The organism is Hyphomicrobium sp., assembly GCF_003987855.1.
GTDB lineage: Bacteria > Pseudomonadota > Alphaproteobacteria > Rhizobiales > Hyphomicrobiaceae > Hyphomicrobium_B.
In genome coordinates this window covers 61,694-75,894 of record NZ_RXIZ01000011.1, presented here as the reverse complement: position 1 = coordinate 75,894, position 14,201 = coordinate 61,694, and the positions used below count along the sequence as shown (strand labels likewise).

Annotated in this window: 14 protein-coding genes; 11 read left to right on the top strand and 3 right to left on the bottom strand. The window is 60.3% G+C overall.

Features of this window, described 5'->3' with window-relative positions; translation table 11 throughout:
* The 6 genes from EKK30_RS10035 to EKK30_RS10010 form a co-directional block, all read left to right on the top strand.
* Positions 1–1,313: ATP-binding protein (locus tag EKK30_RS10035; protein WP_290984121.1), on the top strand; the 1,313-nt coding region annotated here is incomplete at its 5' end.
* A gap of 32 nt (positions 1,314–1,345) precedes the next feature.
* Complete coding sequence (locus EKK30_RS10030) at positions 1,346–2,746, top strand: sigma-54 dependent transcriptional regulator (protein ID WP_290984118.1); 1,401 nt, start codon at positions 1,346–1,348, stop codon at positions 2,744–2,746.
* A gap of 16 nt (positions 2,747–2,762) precedes the next feature.
* Entirely contained in the window at positions 2,763–3,626 is an 864-nt protein-coding gene (locus EKK30_RS10025) for a D-amino-acid transaminase (RefSeq protein WP_290984115.1), read from the top strand.
* Positions 3,627–3,809: 183 nt separating this feature from the next.
* Complete coding sequence (hfq, locus tag EKK30_RS10020) at positions 3,810–4,058, top strand: RNA chaperone Hfq (RefSeq protein WP_290984112.1); 249 nt, start codon at positions 3,810–3,812, stop codon at positions 4,056–4,058.
* The gene (hflX, locus tag EKK30_RS10015) at positions 4,055–5,467 is read left to right on the top strand and encodes a GTPase HflX (RefSeq protein ID WP_290984109.1); all 1,413 of its coding nucleotides are present in this window, start codon (positions 4,055–4,057) and stop codon (positions 5,465–5,467) included. Before hfq ends, hflX begins: the two co-directional genes overlap by 4 nt.
* A gap of 10 nt (positions 5,468–5,477) precedes the next feature.
* The gene (locus tag EKK30_RS10010) at positions 5,478–6,707 is read left to right on the top strand and encodes an FAD-dependent oxidoreductase (RefSeq protein WP_290984106.1); all 1,230 of its coding nucleotides are present in this window, start codon (positions 5,478–5,480) and stop codon (positions 6,705–6,707) included.
* On the opposite strand, the gene mazG is transcribed toward EKK30_RS10010, so the two are convergent.
* Both mazG and EKK30_RS10000 read right to left on the bottom strand, forming a co-directional pair.
* Entirely contained in the window at positions 6,704–7,612 is a 909-nt protein-coding gene (mazG, locus tag EKK30_RS10005; protein ID WP_290984103.1) for a nucleoside triphosphate pyrophosphohydrolase, read from the bottom strand. The genes EKK30_RS10010 and mazG overlap by 4 nt on opposite strands.
* Before the next feature lie 69 nt (positions 7,613–7,681).
* Positions 7,682–8,353 carry a DUF2306 domain-containing protein gene (locus tag EKK30_RS10000; RefSeq protein WP_290984100.1) on the bottom strand — a complete coding sequence of 224 codons (672 nt, stop codon included), beginning with the start codon at positions 8,351–8,353 and terminating at the stop codon, positions 7,682–7,684.
* Here EKK30_RS10000 and EKK30_RS09995 point away from each other — a divergent pair.
* The 3 genes from EKK30_RS09995 (at position 8,352) to EKK30_RS09985 (ending at position 9,985) form a co-directional block, all read left to right on the top strand.
* Complete coding sequence (locus tag EKK30_RS09995) at positions 8,352–8,843, top strand: hypothetical protein (protein WP_290984097.1); 492 nt, start codon at positions 8,352–8,354, stop codon at positions 8,841–8,843. The two genes, EKK30_RS10000 and EKK30_RS09995, sit on opposite strands and share 2 nt — an antisense overlap.
* A gap of 66 nt (positions 8,844–8,909) precedes the next feature.
* Positions 8,910–9,638 (top strand): hypothetical protein, encoded by a 729-nt coding sequence (locus EKK30_RS09990; protein ID WP_290984094.1) that lies wholly within the window; start codon positions 8,910–8,912, stop codon positions 9,636–9,638.
* Between the two features lie 14 nt (positions 9,639–9,652).
* Positions 9,653–9,985 carry a hypothetical protein gene (locus tag EKK30_RS09985; RefSeq protein ID WP_290984091.1) on the top strand — a complete coding sequence of 111 codons (333 nt, stop codon included), beginning with the start codon at positions 9,653–9,655 and terminating at the stop codon, positions 9,983–9,985.
* A 172-nt stretch (positions 9,986–10,157) separates the two neighbouring features.
* On the opposite strand, the gene EKK30_RS09980 is transcribed toward EKK30_RS09985, so the two are convergent.
* The gene (locus tag EKK30_RS09980) at positions 10,158–11,687 is read right to left on the bottom strand and encodes a leucyl aminopeptidase (RefSeq protein ID WP_290984088.1); all 1,530 of its coding nucleotides are present in this window, start codon (positions 11,685–11,687) and stop codon (positions 10,158–10,160) included.
* Between the two features lie 363 nt (positions 11,688–12,050).
* Between EKK30_RS09980 and lptF the strand changes: the two genes are divergently transcribed.
* Positions 12,051–13,241 (top strand): LPS export ABC transporter permease LptF, encoded by a 1,191-nt coding sequence (gene lptF, locus EKK30_RS09975; RefSeq protein ID WP_290984085.1) that lies wholly within the window; start codon positions 12,051–12,053, stop codon positions 13,239–13,241.
* On the top strand, positions 13,238–14,201 hold a 964-nt coding region (gene lptG, locus EKK30_RS09970; protein WP_290984083.1), incomplete at its 3' end, for an LPS export ABC transporter permease LptG. The genes lptF and lptG, both read left to right, overlap by 4 nt.

Below are 14,201 nucleotides of genomic sequence, written 5' to 3'. Positions count from 1 at the left end.
TCGTGGCGCCAATCCGCCGGCTGATTGCGGGCGCGCAGGAAGTCTCCCGCGGCAATCTCGAAATCGAGCTTCCCGAGCGACGCGGCGAGGGAGATCTCCGGCGCCTGTCTCAGACCTTCAATCTCATGACCCGCGAACTGAAGAGCCAGCAGGACGCACTCGTCACGACAAACGCGCAACTCACGGAGCGGCGGAATTTCATTCAAGCCGTGTTGTCCGGTGTGTCCGCCGGCGTGATCGGCCTCGACAGCGCTGACCGCATCACGCTTCTGAGCCGCGCAGCCGAACGTCTGCTCGGATTCCAAAGCGGTGACGTCGTTGGCCGGCCTCTGAGCGACGTGGTTCCTGAGTTCGCCCCTGTGCTCGGTCTGCCCGATGAGCCAGGTCTCAAAAACAAAGGCCAGCACGAAATCAAAAAGCAGATCGGTGACGAAGAGCGAACCTTCGCCGTGCGCATTACGCATGAACGTGAAGGGGAGGGCGATGTCGGCTCGGTCGTGACCTTCGACGACATCTCCGAGTTGGTGCAAGCACAGCGCACGAGTGCATGGGCGGATGTCGCGCGCCGCATCGCGCACGAAATCAAGAATCCTCTCACGCCGATACAACTTTCAGCCGAACGCTTGCGGCGCAAATTCGGATCCCAGATCGGCGACAATCGCGAGCTCTTCGAAACGCTCACGCAAACGATCGAGCGGCAAACCGGCCAGATCAAAAGCATGGTCGACGAATTCGCTTCCTTCGCCCGCATGCCGCAACCCGTCATGGCAGACCAGGATTTGCGGCTCGCAGTCCAAGAACCGGCTGTGCTCTTCCGCGAAGGCAACAAAGACATCGAATTCAAGCTCGAGATTCCGAAAGAGCCGGTGCGGACGCATTTCGATTTGCGGCTCATTTCTCAGGCCGTGACCAACCTGATCAAGAACGGCGCCGAGGCCATCGAGTCCTACGGCGAGGCGCAGGGGCGTCCCGCCGACTACAAGCCCGAGATCGAAGTGCGGCTCGTGCGCGGCGAAGATCGCGTCTGGATCGAGGTCATCGACAATGGCATCGGCCTGCCGAAGCAAAACCGCGCGAAGCTGTTGGAGCCATATGTCACGACCCGGGCGAAGGGTACTGGCCTCGGCCTGGCAATCGTGCAAAAGGTCGTCGAGCAACACGGCGGCACCCTGGCACTTGAGGACGCACCGTTGACCGACACCCGCACGCGCGGGGCGCTGGTCCGGCTCACCCTGCCTCTCAAACTCGGAACTTCTCAGGAGATCTCCGCCGACTTAGATCCCCCCGCAGCACGGGCGGTCGGTGGTGCATGATATGAAACGCTTAACCCCCCAGGAGCGCAGCAATGTCAGCTGATATTTTGATCGTCGACGACGAGGCCGATATACGGGATCTTGTCGCCGGCATTCTGCAGGATGAGGGTCATCGCACGCGCCTCGCGCGTGACAGCGACGAAGCGCTCCGCGCCATCGAAGATCGCAAGCCCCATCTCGTCATCCTGGATATCTGGCTACAGGGAAGCCGCCTCGACGGTCTTGAAGTCCTGACCGTTATGAAGCGCACATACCCGGACCTTCCGGTGGTCATCATTTCCGGTCACGGCAATATCGAGACCGCCGTCACTGCAATCAAACGCGGCGCCTACGACTATATCGAGAAGCCGTTCAAATCCGATCGCCTCGTGCTCGTTGCCTTGCGCGCGCTTGAAGCTTCGCAGCTGAAGCGCGAGGTCAAGGAGCTGAAAGAGCGTTCGGTCGTCTCGGCTGAAATGATCGGCAAATCGCCGGCCATCAATCAGCTCAAGAACAACATCGACAAGGCCGGGCCGACGAACAGCCGCATCATGCTGCGCGGCGCGTCGGGTACCGGCAAGGAACTCGCCGCGCGCGTTCTTCATCAGAAATCGCTCCGCGCGGATGGTCCCTTCGTCGTTCTCAACGCTGCGGCCATGGTGCCCGATCGCGTCGAGGAAGAACTGTTCGGCACTGAAGATCGCACCGGAGGCCCGCGCAAGGTTGGCGCGTTGGAAGAAGCGCACACTGGGACGCTTTACATCGATGAAGTCGCCGACATGCCGATGGAGACGCAAGGGAAGATCCTTCGCGTGCTCGTCGAGCAGAAGTTTTTACGTCTCGGCGGTTCGCAGAAGGTGTCGGTCGATGTTCGCATCATTTCCTCCACATCCCGCGATCTCGAGCAAGACATCCGTGAAGGCCGCTTCCGAGAGGATCTCTATCATCGGCTCAACGTGGTCACTTTGCGCGTGCCAAGCCTGGCAGAACGCCGCGAAGACATTCCCGAGCTGATCCAGTATTTCATCGGTCAGGTCGCGCAGACTTCAGGTCTTGCGCCGCGCCGGATCGGAGAGGACGCCATTGCGGTTCTGCAAGCGCACGACTGGCCGGGCAACGTTCGGGAACTGCGCAACAACGTCGAACGCCTTCTGATCCTTGCCGGCGGCGAACCCAATGCCGCCATCACGGCCGACATGCTGCCGGAGGAAATCGGTTCGAACGTGCCGCTGCCGGTCAACGGTGGCGCGGAACATCTCATGTCGCTGCCACTTCGGGAAGCGCGTGAGATTTTCGAACGCGAGTATCTGCTGGCGCAGATCAATCGCTTCGGCGGAAATATTTCCCGAACGGCCGAATTCGTCGGAATGGAGCGGTCCGCACTTCATCGCAAACTGCGTGCGCTGGGCGTTTCGTCCGAGCAGCGTAGCGGCGATCTTCGGTCGGCGTCCTGAAGCCGGAGCAAGTCGCGTGACGCGCATCGTATATGTGAATGGCGCCTATAAGCGTTATCCGGAAGCCGCCGTCCATGCCGAGGACCGCGGCTTTCAATTTGCCGACGCGATCTATGAGGTCATCGAAATTCGCGACGGCCGCCTCGTTGATGCAACACGTCACTTGGCGCGGTTGGCGCGATCTCTTCGCGAACTCGATATTCCCGCGCCCATGTCTGATGCAGCGCTGATGCAGGTGATCGGGCAAGTGATCCGCCGCAATCGCGTCCGCGATGGGATCGTCTACATGCAGGTGACGCGAGGCGCCGGTCCGCGAGATTTTGCCCTGCCGCCGGTGGGAACGTCACCAACGATCGTCGTACTCGCCAGGGCTCAACGCAAAGGCTGGTCAGCCGAACAGGCGGAGGTCGGCATTGCTATTAAAACAATTCCAGACAATCGCTGGGGGCGGTGCGATATCAAGACGGTGATGCTTCTGCCAGCCGTCCTCGCCAAGAACGAAGCGCGCAGCAGTGGCGCGAAGGAAGCCTGGTTTATCGATGCGCACGGAAATGTGACAGAGGGCGCGTCGAGCAACGCCTGGATTGTGACAGCCGCGGGTTCACTGGTTACTCACCCTCTTGGGGCACAAATTCTGCCTGGCGTAACGCGTGCGACCGTGATCGATGCCGCTAAATTAGAAGGTTTAAAAGTCGAAGAACGAATTTTCGCGCTCGATGAGGCCTTTCGTGCTCGGGAGGCGTTCGTCACATCGGCTACCAATATTGTGATGCCGGTCGTTCGGATCGATGGCCGTCCTGTTGGGGATGGCAAGCCGGGAAATTTCGCCCGTCGCCTCCGCACGAGATTTCATCATGTTGCTGAAATTTCAGCGGGGTAGTGCGAACCTTGCCGCATTGTGCGGGATGGCAATGGATGTAGAGTGCCCTCGCTTCGATCGACATCGCACCCCCGGTGAAAATCGAAACCGCCGGTGCGCTTCGTTGCTTTTCAAACGTGACAGCGCCTCGCGTTTCAGATAGGCGCCTCTCAAGGACGGCGACAAAATAAACGGACAACAACAATGGCGGCCGAAAAACCCCAAAATCTGCAGGACACGTTTCTAAATTACGTCCGCAAAAACAAGACGCCACTAACGATCTTCCTCATCAACGGCGTGAAGCTCCAAGGCATCGTCAGCTGGTTCGATAATTTCTGCGTTCTGCTTCGCCGTGACGGCCATTCGCAGCTCGTCTACAAGCATGCGATCTCCACGATCATGCCGGGCGGTCCCGTCAACCTCAACGACCAGGATGAGAGCGGAGCCGCTTGATCGCTCGCCCCCAAGACGGCGACGGCGAAAAGCGCGCGGGCGGGGAAAAGCGCAGACGTCGCAAAGCCTCCGAAGAGACGCGGGCACCGAGAACGCGGACGCTCGTTATCGTCCCCGCGTTGAAGCGTCATCCCCGGGGGCGTGACGGAGCCAAGCTCGTAGCTTCAAGTCATAGCCCTGAAAATAGATTGGCCGAAGCCGTCGGCCTCGCGAAAGCAATCGATCTCGACGTCATTGATGCCGCGATCGTGCCCGTCACCGAGCCACGGCCTTCGACACTTCTGGGCTCGGGGAAGGTCGATGAAATACGCGAGCGCGTTGCCGAACTCTCGATCAGTCTCATCATCGTCGATTACAACATCACACCTGTCCAGCAGCGCAATCTCGAACAGGCATGGAACGCCAAGGTTCTCGATCGTACGGGCCTCATTCTCGAGATCTTCGGCGAACGCGCCCGCACCCGTGAAGGCGTTCTGCAGGTCGAGCTCGCGCATCTGACCTACCAGAAGGGGCGGCTTGTCCGCGCCTGGACACACTTGGAAAGACAGCGCGGCGGCGGCGGCTTTCTCGGTGGCCCGGGCGAAGCGCAGATCGAACTCGATCGGCGTATGCTTCAGGATCGTATCGATGCGATCAAGCGCGATCTGGCGGAAGTCGTAAAAACGCGCGACCTGCATCGGAAAGGGCGTCGCAAGGTGCCGTATCCGATCGTGGCCATCGTCGGCTATACCAACGCCGGCAAATCGACACTGTTCAACAAAATCACAGGCGCCGGCGTCGTCGCTATGGACCAGGTGTTCGCGACTCTCGATCCGACCATGCGGGAGGTGAAGCTGCCCAGTTCGCGGCGCATCATTCTGTCCGATACAGTCGGGTTCATCTCCGATCTTCCGACCATGCTCGTCGCCGCCTTCCGCGCCACGCTCGAAGAGGTGGTCGAGGCCGATCTCATCTTGCACGTCCGGGACATTGCCCATGAAGAGACGGATGCACAGGCCGAGGACGTCGAGAAAGTATTGGCCGACCTTGGTATCGATACGACGCCCGTCGAAAGCAACATCCTCGAAGTCTGGAACAAGATCGATCTGCTGACGTCCGAACGACGGGGCGAGTTGCAGCACGAGGTAAAGCGCAACGCTCGTCCGCCCGTGCTCGTCTCGGCCGAGACGGGAGAGGGGATGGCTCCGCTGCTCGAGACGATCGACACGCGACTTGGCGCATCCGATGAAATTATCGATGTGATCGTTCCTGGCAGCGCCGGCGCCCTTCTCAATTGGCTACACGAGACCGGTGATGTCCTCGCTCGGGAGGCGCGCAAGGACGGCAGTGTTGAACTGCGGTTGCGAATTCCTGGTGAAAAGAAAGATCGCGTGATCGGGCAGCTTCGCAAGAACGGAATATCCGTCTAAGCTGAATCTGATGGATCAGCAGCGTGTCACCTGTTGCGTCACGGGAGGCGGCCCGGCGGGTATGATGCTCGGCGTGCTGCTGGCGCGCATTGGCGTCAAGGTCTGCGTCCTTGAAAAGCATGCCGATTTCTTCCGCGATTTCCGTGGCGATACCATTCATCCATCCACATTGAGGATGATGGAGGAGCTCGGGTGGCTCGGCGAATTCCTGAAGCTTCCCCATCAGGAAGTTCAGCGGCTCTACATGCAGTTTGGCGACACGCGGGTCGAGATGGCGGATTTCGGTCATCTTCCGATCACGACGAAATTCATCGCGCTCATGCCGCAGTGGGATTTTTTGAACTTCCTGGCAGAGAAGGGCCGGGGGTACGCGAGTTTCGATCTCAAGATGAACACCGAGGCCACCGGCCCCATCTACGACGGCGATCGCGTGACCGGAGTCATGGCGAAGTCGCCGTCGGGGCCGATCACAATCAAAGCTGATCTCGTCGTGGCTGCCGACGGCCGCCACAGCACGCTGCGACCGGCAGCCGGCTTCGTAACAGAGGATCGCGGCGCGCCGATGGACGTGATGTGGTTCCGCCTGCCACGGCTTCCGACCGACACGGAGGAAACGCAAGGCCGTTTCGATGCCGGCCATATCTTCATCATGCTCCAGCGTGGCGACTATTGGCAGTGTGCGTACGTCATACCGAAGGGCCAGGATGCCGAAGTTCGCGCTGCTGGGCTCGATGCGTTCCGGAAAGCGGTGGGGCAAATGCTGCCTTTCGATCCAGACCGCGCGAATGCCCTTCCCGATTGGGATCATGTCAAGCTGCTGACCGTCGCTGTTGACCGACTGAAACACTGGGCGAAGCCTGGGTTTCTCTGTATCGGTGACGCCGCCCATGCGATGAGCCCGATCGGCGGCGTGGGCGTCAATCTCGCGGTGCAGGATGCCGTCGCGGCAGCGAACTTGCTCTGGCAGCCTTTGAAGGAAGGCAATCTGCAATTCAGCGATCTTGAAGCCGTGCAGGCGCGTCGCGAATTTCCTACCGTCGCGACCCAGCGCCTTCAGGTTGCCATTCAGAACAGGGTGATCTCGAAAACCCTTGGCGCCTCGGGTCCGCTGCACCCGCCGATGTTCGTGAAGATGATATCGGCGTTTCCGTTTCTCTCGAGGCTGCCAGCCCGGGTGCTGGGTCTTGGCGTTCGCCCCGAGCACGTGGCCGAGGCGATATGCGCCGCGGACGGGCGCTAGATCTTCTCTCGAGCCTTCGCTTCATCCCAAAGAGCGTCCATCTCTTCGAGCGTCGATTGGGCCGGTGTCGTGCCACGCTGGCCAAGAGCTTTCTCGATATGGGCAAAGCGGCGCACAAATTTCTGGTTGGCGCCTCGGAGCGCCGCCTCGGGATCGATATCGAGATGTCGCGCGATATTGGCCATCACGAACAACATATCCCCGAACTCTTCCTTGATGGCGCCGGATGCGTTCGCCTTTGAAGTTTCGACATCAGCCGCTTTTGCCAGTTCTTCGCCTCTGGGATCGTGGGGCAACGCCACCTCTTCGAACTCCTGGATCTCCTCTTTCAACTTTTCGAACACGGGCGGCAGGTTCGGCCAGTCGAACCCGACCTTGGCGGCTTTGCTCTGCAACTTGATGGCGCGCGTGAGAGCAGGGAGTGTCGCCGGGACATCGGCCAAAGTTGCCGACGCCCGTGGCTCTTCAATCGCCACGCCCGTCGACAAGCGCGCGCGCTCGGCGGCTTTTTCGGCCCGTTCTTCCGCTTTCAGTTCCTCCCACGTTGCTCTCACTGCTGACGGGTCGCGCGCGGCACCGTCGCCGAAGACGTGCGGATGTCTGCGGATCATCTTCTTCGTTACGGCTTCGACGACGTCACCAAAAGCGAATGCCCCTTGTTCCTCTGCCAGTCGCGCGTGATAGACAACCTGGAGCAGCAAGTCGCCGAGTTCATCCTTGAGATCCGCAAGGTCTCGCCGTTCGATCGCATCGGCGACTTCGTACGCTTCTTCGATCGTGTAGGGGGCAATCGTCTCGAAGGTCTGCTCGAGGTCCCACGGACAGCCTGTTACCGGCGTGCGGAGCGCCGCCATGATTTCGATCAGCCGCGAAATATCGCGTGAGGGTTTCATCCTGTCCGCCATGTCGATCCTCGATGTGATTGCCGGGACACTAGCCGACACGGCGTTAGTCGACGAGGGCGGAGCCTGCGGCTATCTCGCAAGGAGACCTGCTGACAGGCGAGGGCGGGCGGCAACGATTGCCAGAGGAACCATCCAACCCGCCCATGCCGCACCGGTATAGACGTCGTCGAACGGGAGCCCGAGCACGATGGCCCCGCCCGTCAGGATGCGGAACCAGACAGCCCCGGTCGTAACCGCGACCATTGCGAGCATCAGCCGGGCGTGAAGCTCAACATCGCGTCGCCGTATCGACCTGATCCCCGCCAGGAGCAACCAGAGCCAAGTGAGACCTTGAACGAAAAAGCCAGCTCTCGCGCCGAGCGGAGAATGGCTCAGCACGGCGACGGGCAGTGCAGTCAGCCCACCAATCACCACAAAGACGCCCAACAGCCGGCCGAGCGGCCGGTGATACTCAGGTCTACGCCGCGCAGCCAAAACGACCGGCGCCATGAGCAGGGCTAGCGCCGAGCAGACCATATGAGCTGGAAAGAGAATGGGCGACCGGCTTGCAAGCTCGAACATTTCCTGGGGCAGTGCGATGAGCCCGAGACCAGATCCGATTGCGACCACACAGATGGGAACAACGAGGACAGAAATGAGCAGCAGAACAATGATGCGACGTGCATTCAGCCGATCCCTCGCTGCGAGCACGCGAAGGGCTGCCGCCCTTATTCCTGTCTCTGTGACTGCGCTGTCCGTCATGATGATTGGGATCGTGGCGTTCTGGTTTGGCAGTTCCGCGGCGGCCGACGACAAGATGCAGCCAAACTCCGAGCCGGTCTCCTTAGCGGGACGATGGATCGGAACGTACGGTCACGGCGGATTTTCGGATGAACGAGGCTGCGGCACGGAAGGCTGTAAGCTCGCCTACGACATGGTCGCGTGCAAAGACGGCTGGTGCGGAATTGCGCTCAAGGCCGACATGTCGTGTGGCGATGTCAGTTTACACCTCACAACCGACGCGCCTGGAGGCAATCGCGCTTTCGATGGCAAGCTCGAACTCACGAAGGGGGCAGCCCCTTTCTTCGTCCAGGCTTGGCGTAGCACCAAAGAGGAAAGCCGGGAGGCACAACTGCATCTCGTTGGTTCCACGGAACCAAAGCTTCTGGTCTTTCGCCGGTCGTTTCCATTCGAAGCACGGCTGACGCGCAACAGCGATGCGATGTGCCGACTTCCTCGGGCGACAAGCTGAGGCCTGCCTGATCGACGTTGCCGAGCGCCGCGGCTCTGTTACTCTGCTTTGGGAGCAGGGGCGGCGATGCACATTCTCTTCAACGGTTTGCTTATGGGACTCGAGCTCGCGGCGATCTTTGCCGTTGCTTGGGCCGGCTTCACCGCGCCGTTGCTTTTCGCAGCGGGTACCGCGCTGCTCGCCTTAGGCGTCGGTGCCGCGCTCGAAATCGCGCGTCTCAAATACGAGTTTCCATTCTATTTCGACCGGTTGCCCGGACGCTCGATCATCATCATCGTGGCTGCCGGCACCGTCGAAGCCGTTACCAAAGCCGTCCTCGCTGGCGTCGTCGCTCTGCTGACATTCCTTGGCACCGATCCGGAGCGCCTCAAGATCGTCGCGGTCGTTTTTGCCGTCGCGCTCTTTATTGGTGTGCAGGTCGTCCGCGTGCTAATGGAACGCCTGAAAGCGCGACCTCTTCGTTGGGGCTATTTTCGTTTAGCGGCACCGCTCGGGCTCCTATTTTCCGCAGGGCTGACGTTCCTGCCCGCGCCCGGCATTGCGGAGCTCGCAAAGCGCGCCGCGTTCGACCTTCCGACGAACCCATCGATGGAGCAGGCGAGCGAATTCCTGTTCCTGCTGAAACAGAGCTTCGACGAAATCGTGGTCAGAATGCTGTCGTGGGTGTTCGATCCCACGCTGGCGCAAGCGATTGGCGCTGTCGTATCGGTCAACATGCTCTCGGGATTTGTGTTGGCTCTTTACGCCGTGTTGATCGCCGAAGGCATAAGATCTCTCGAACACCGCGAACCGTAGCCGTGAGGCAGGGCATGCCGCTGCAGATCGCCCACACGACTTTGATGCTTCCCGAGGCGCTCGTGGTCGAGAGCCTTCTTGCAGCGCATGGCATCCCGTTCGCTGTCGCCGGCAAGGACATCGTCAGTCAGGCACCGCACTTCGCAATCCTTTACGGCGGCATATCCTTTCTCGTTAGCGAAGACGATCTCAGCGACGCGCAACAGCTGATCGGAGCAGGTGAGGCGGTCCCAGGCTACGAGTCGATCGAAAGCGCTGGGTTCGAGAGACGTCCGGTGCGCAATGCGATCCTTGCGTTTCTGATCCTGATTATGGGCGCGCCATTTCCGTTCTGGTATCGGCGGTAAACGGGCGAAGCCGAAAAATGAACCGGCGGCAGCTTCACAGCTTGGCTCGTGGGTCCGCTGATCTATTTCGCATAATATGTATTATGGAAATAAACTGCCTATAGGTGCTTTGTATCAGAATGATACACCGGCCGGACCCAGCCGCAAACACAGCTAGGTCCGGCGAGTGAAATTACTTCTCGCCCTTCTCGTGGTACTCGGCGACGAACGCGTTCAGCAGGCGGACGCCCCAGCCGGCGCCCCAGCTGGTGTTGATGTCGTTCCGGCTGCCGTCCATCGCGGTACCCGCAAGGTCGATATGGCTCCAGGGCGTATCCTTCTGAATGAAGCGCTGGAGGAAGGCAGCCGCAGTCGCCGCGCCTGCCCAGCGTCCACCCGCGTTCTTCATGTCGGCGTTCTTGGAGTCCATCATCTTGTCGAATGCCTTGTCGAGCGGCATCCGCCACATCTTCTCGCCGGTTAAGCGCGAGGCAGCGAGTAGTTCGTCCGCGAGCTTGTCCTCGTTGGAGAAGAGACCAGCGTACTCCTTACCGAGCGCGACCATGATAGCGCCTGTCAGCGTCGCGAGATCGATGACGAGCTTCGGCTTGAATTGCTCCTGTGCATACCAAAGGACGTCCGCCAATACGAGGCGGCCTTCGGCATCCGTGTTGATCACCTCGATCGTTTGACCTGACATCGACGTGACGATGTCGCCCGGACGCGTGGCATTTCCGGAGGGCATATTCTCCACGCAGCCGATAAGACCGACGGCGTTGACGTTGGCCTTGCGTTCCGCGAGCGCATGCATGGTGCCTATCACGGCAGCGGCACCGCCCATGTCTCCCTTCATGTCTTCCATGCCGGCCGCGGGCTTGATCGAGATGCCGCCGGTATCAAACACGACGCCTTTGCCCACGAAGCAGATGGGCTTTTGCTTCTTGTTGCCCTTGGCTCCATTCCAGACCATGACGGCGAGACGCGACTGCCGCTCACTGCCCTGCCCAACGGCGAGCAGCGAGCCCATGCCGAGCTTCTCCATGTCCTTGACGTCCAGGATTTCGACGTCAACGCCGAGCTTTTCGAGCGCTTTCGTCTTTTCCGCAAGTTCGACAGGACCCAAGATGTTTGCCGGCTCGTTGACTAGGTCGCGTGCGAAGTTGACGCCATTCGCCACCGCTTTGAGCGGCTGAAACGCAGCCTTCGCCTTATCGGGATGCGGCACTTGTATCGTAAGCTTCTTAAGGCCGTCCTTCTCCTGACCTTCGTCGTTCGACTTCTTCGTCAGGTATTTTTTGAAGTTGTAGTGCCGCAGCATGGCGCCTTGCGCGATCAACGCGGCGATCTCGTCGGCCGACAGCGTCTCGGATCCTTCGACGTCGACGATGACGCTGGCCTCATTCGACTTGCGCCCCTGAATGGCCGCGAGTACTGCGCCGCCAAGTTCGACGGCCTGCTGCTCGGTGAGGGTTGAGATCTTGCCGATGCCGGACAGGATGAGACGATCGACCCCGATCTTGGCGGGAGCCAGAATCTCGATCGAAGACTTGTATTTGCCCTTGAAGTCCGCCGCCGCCGCCGCCTTGCTCAAAGCACTTGCCGACTTCGTGTCGAACTCACGCGCCCGCGTGCCGAGCGCCAGTCCATCGCCTGCAAACACTACGGTGACCGTCTCTGGATCGGCATTGAGAGGCGCAAATGTAATTTCGAGGCGATCGGACATTTTCAAGTCTGCTCCAATGGTAAGGTGGGTTCCCGATAAGGGAGAATTCGGTGCCGGTGCGCGGACGCCGATCCGCTTCGCGATCCGAAGGTCTGACACAATGGTCGGACTGACCGCGGGCCGGCGCACAACTTAGTCGTTCAGCATGAGGTGGCAAGCGAACCGTAGGCGAAGGATCCCGGGAAAGTCTCTCCAGCATCCTAACTTGCTGTGGAATAAGATGGTTTTTTACTCGCAGTGGCCCCTCCTGCAACTCTGAACAGCCGAAATTCTGCCACGGTGCTATGGGAGCCGAGGGGGTTATCGCAGGGGCCGGCGATGACAAGGCTTCCGCCACTCGGCGGAAGTGGGGGCGGCTGAAGTATGCGAATTTTGTCGAAATACGTGTTCCGGCAAGCGGTCAGCTCGTTCCTGCTGATCCTGTGCTCGCTGACGGGCATTGTCTGGATCGCACTCGCGCTGCGCCAATTCAACGTCGTGACGAGCCAGGGTCAAGACACCTGGATGCTCATCAAGATGACATCGCTCGCGGTGCCGAATCTCATGGCGATCATCGCCCCCTTCTCGCTTTTGATCGGCGCACTGCAAACGCTCAATCGGCTGAACACGGACAGCGAGCTCATCGTCCTGTCGGCGGCCGGTTCGACGGTATGGACAGTCGCCCGCCCCCTCCTCTTGCTGGCGGTGCTCGTCAGCATTTTTCTGGCGCTCGTTGCGCACTTCGCGCAGCCCTGGAGCATGCGGACACTGCGCGATTATCTCGTGCAGGTTCGCAGTGATTTGCTCACACAAGTCATTCAGCCAGGCCGTTTCTCGAGCCCTGAGCAGGACTTGATGTTCCACATCCGCGATCGTTCCGCCGACGGGCAACTACTCGGCCTCGTCATGCACGACACGCGTGATAAGCAGCAATCACAAACCTATCTTGCCGAGCACGGCGACATCGTAAAGCAGGACGAAACCGCTTACCTCGTCATGTCGAACGGCCACATCATCCGGCGCTCGGACGCCGACGGGCCACCGCAGATCATCGCCTTCGACAAATACGTCGTCGACCTCGACCGGTTCGAGCCGCAGGATTCAGGCTCCGGCGAATTGAAGCCGCGTGAGCGCTATTGGAGCGAGCTGGTTCACCCCGCATCCGATAGCACCATGTTCAAGAACAATGCGGGTCAGTTCCGTGCCGAGATCCACGAGCGCCTCGTCAGCCCGCTCTATCCCCTCGCCTTCGCATTTCTGATCGTGGCCTTCGTCGGCCAGGCGCGTTCGACACGCTCCAGCCGCATGCAGAGCCTTGTCCTGACGTTCCTGCTCGGAGCCGGCTGCCGTATGGCCGGTCTCGCCCTCAACAGCGCGGTCTCCCGCAACCCGGCGATGCTCGCCGCTCTCTACGGGGTGCCGATCGGCGCGATCGTGATTTCTCTGGTCATGATCAAGCGGATGGATCGCCAGCGCTCGGGCGTTTCCCTCTTCGGCCGGCTGTCGGACACGGTCGGCTCAGCCGCCGCCTCGCTCGTGCGCAGCGTCATGCCTCGCCGTAAGGTTGCGCCATGACGACCTCATTCACGCTCTGGCGCTATATCGCCCGGATGTTTCTGGTCGCCATCGTCGCAACGCTGGCCGTCTGCGCGATGCTGATCTTCATGATCGACTTTGTCGAGTTGCTTCGCCAATCAAGCAAGTTCGGCAACGTCCCGGTGCCGACACTCGTTTACATCGCCTGCTTGCGGCTCGGAGCTTACGTGGAGTTCCTGCTCGGCTTCGCGGTCCTCGTTGGCGCGCTGAGCGCCCTGTTGTATCTCAACCGCAAGAGCGAGCTCGCCGTGATGCGGGCGGGCGGAATGTCGGTCTGGCAATTTCTCGCCCCGGGACTGATCGTCGGCCTCATCGTTGGCGTCCTCGGCGTCACGGTCTACAACCCGCTCGCGGCCCGCGGACGGGCGAAATCCGAGCAGGTGTTCGCCAAGGCTTTCGGCAACGATACCAATCTTCTAAGGGCGCAGGGCGGAGGTTCCTGGATCCGGCAGGACGGCGTCGACGGCGAATCTATCTTGGGCGCTGCCGCTGCGTCCAACCGGGGCCTTACGCTGACCGGGGTCATGATCATCGCCTATGATCGCAGCGGGCATTTCACGGAACGCGTCGATGCCGGCCAGGCCGAACTCAAGGACGGCTATTGGGAGCTGAAGGACGCCTGGGTTTCACGCCTTGGCCAACAGCCTGAAAAGTTCGATTCTTATCTCGTCTCGACCTACCTCACTCCTGATCGCGTTCAGGAAGCTCTTGGTACCGTTTTTTCGGTCTCTTTCTGGGACCTGCCCGACCTCATAGACGCCGCTGATAAGGCTGGCCTTTCGACGGAAAGGTTGCGTGTTCAATATCAGGCACTTCTCGTCCGTCCGCTCCTATGTCTGGCGATGGTCCTTTTGGCGGCCACTGTGTCATTGCGGTCATTCCGCTCCGGGGGCATCCAGACTATGGTTACGACAGGGATGATCGGTGGGGTGAGTTTCT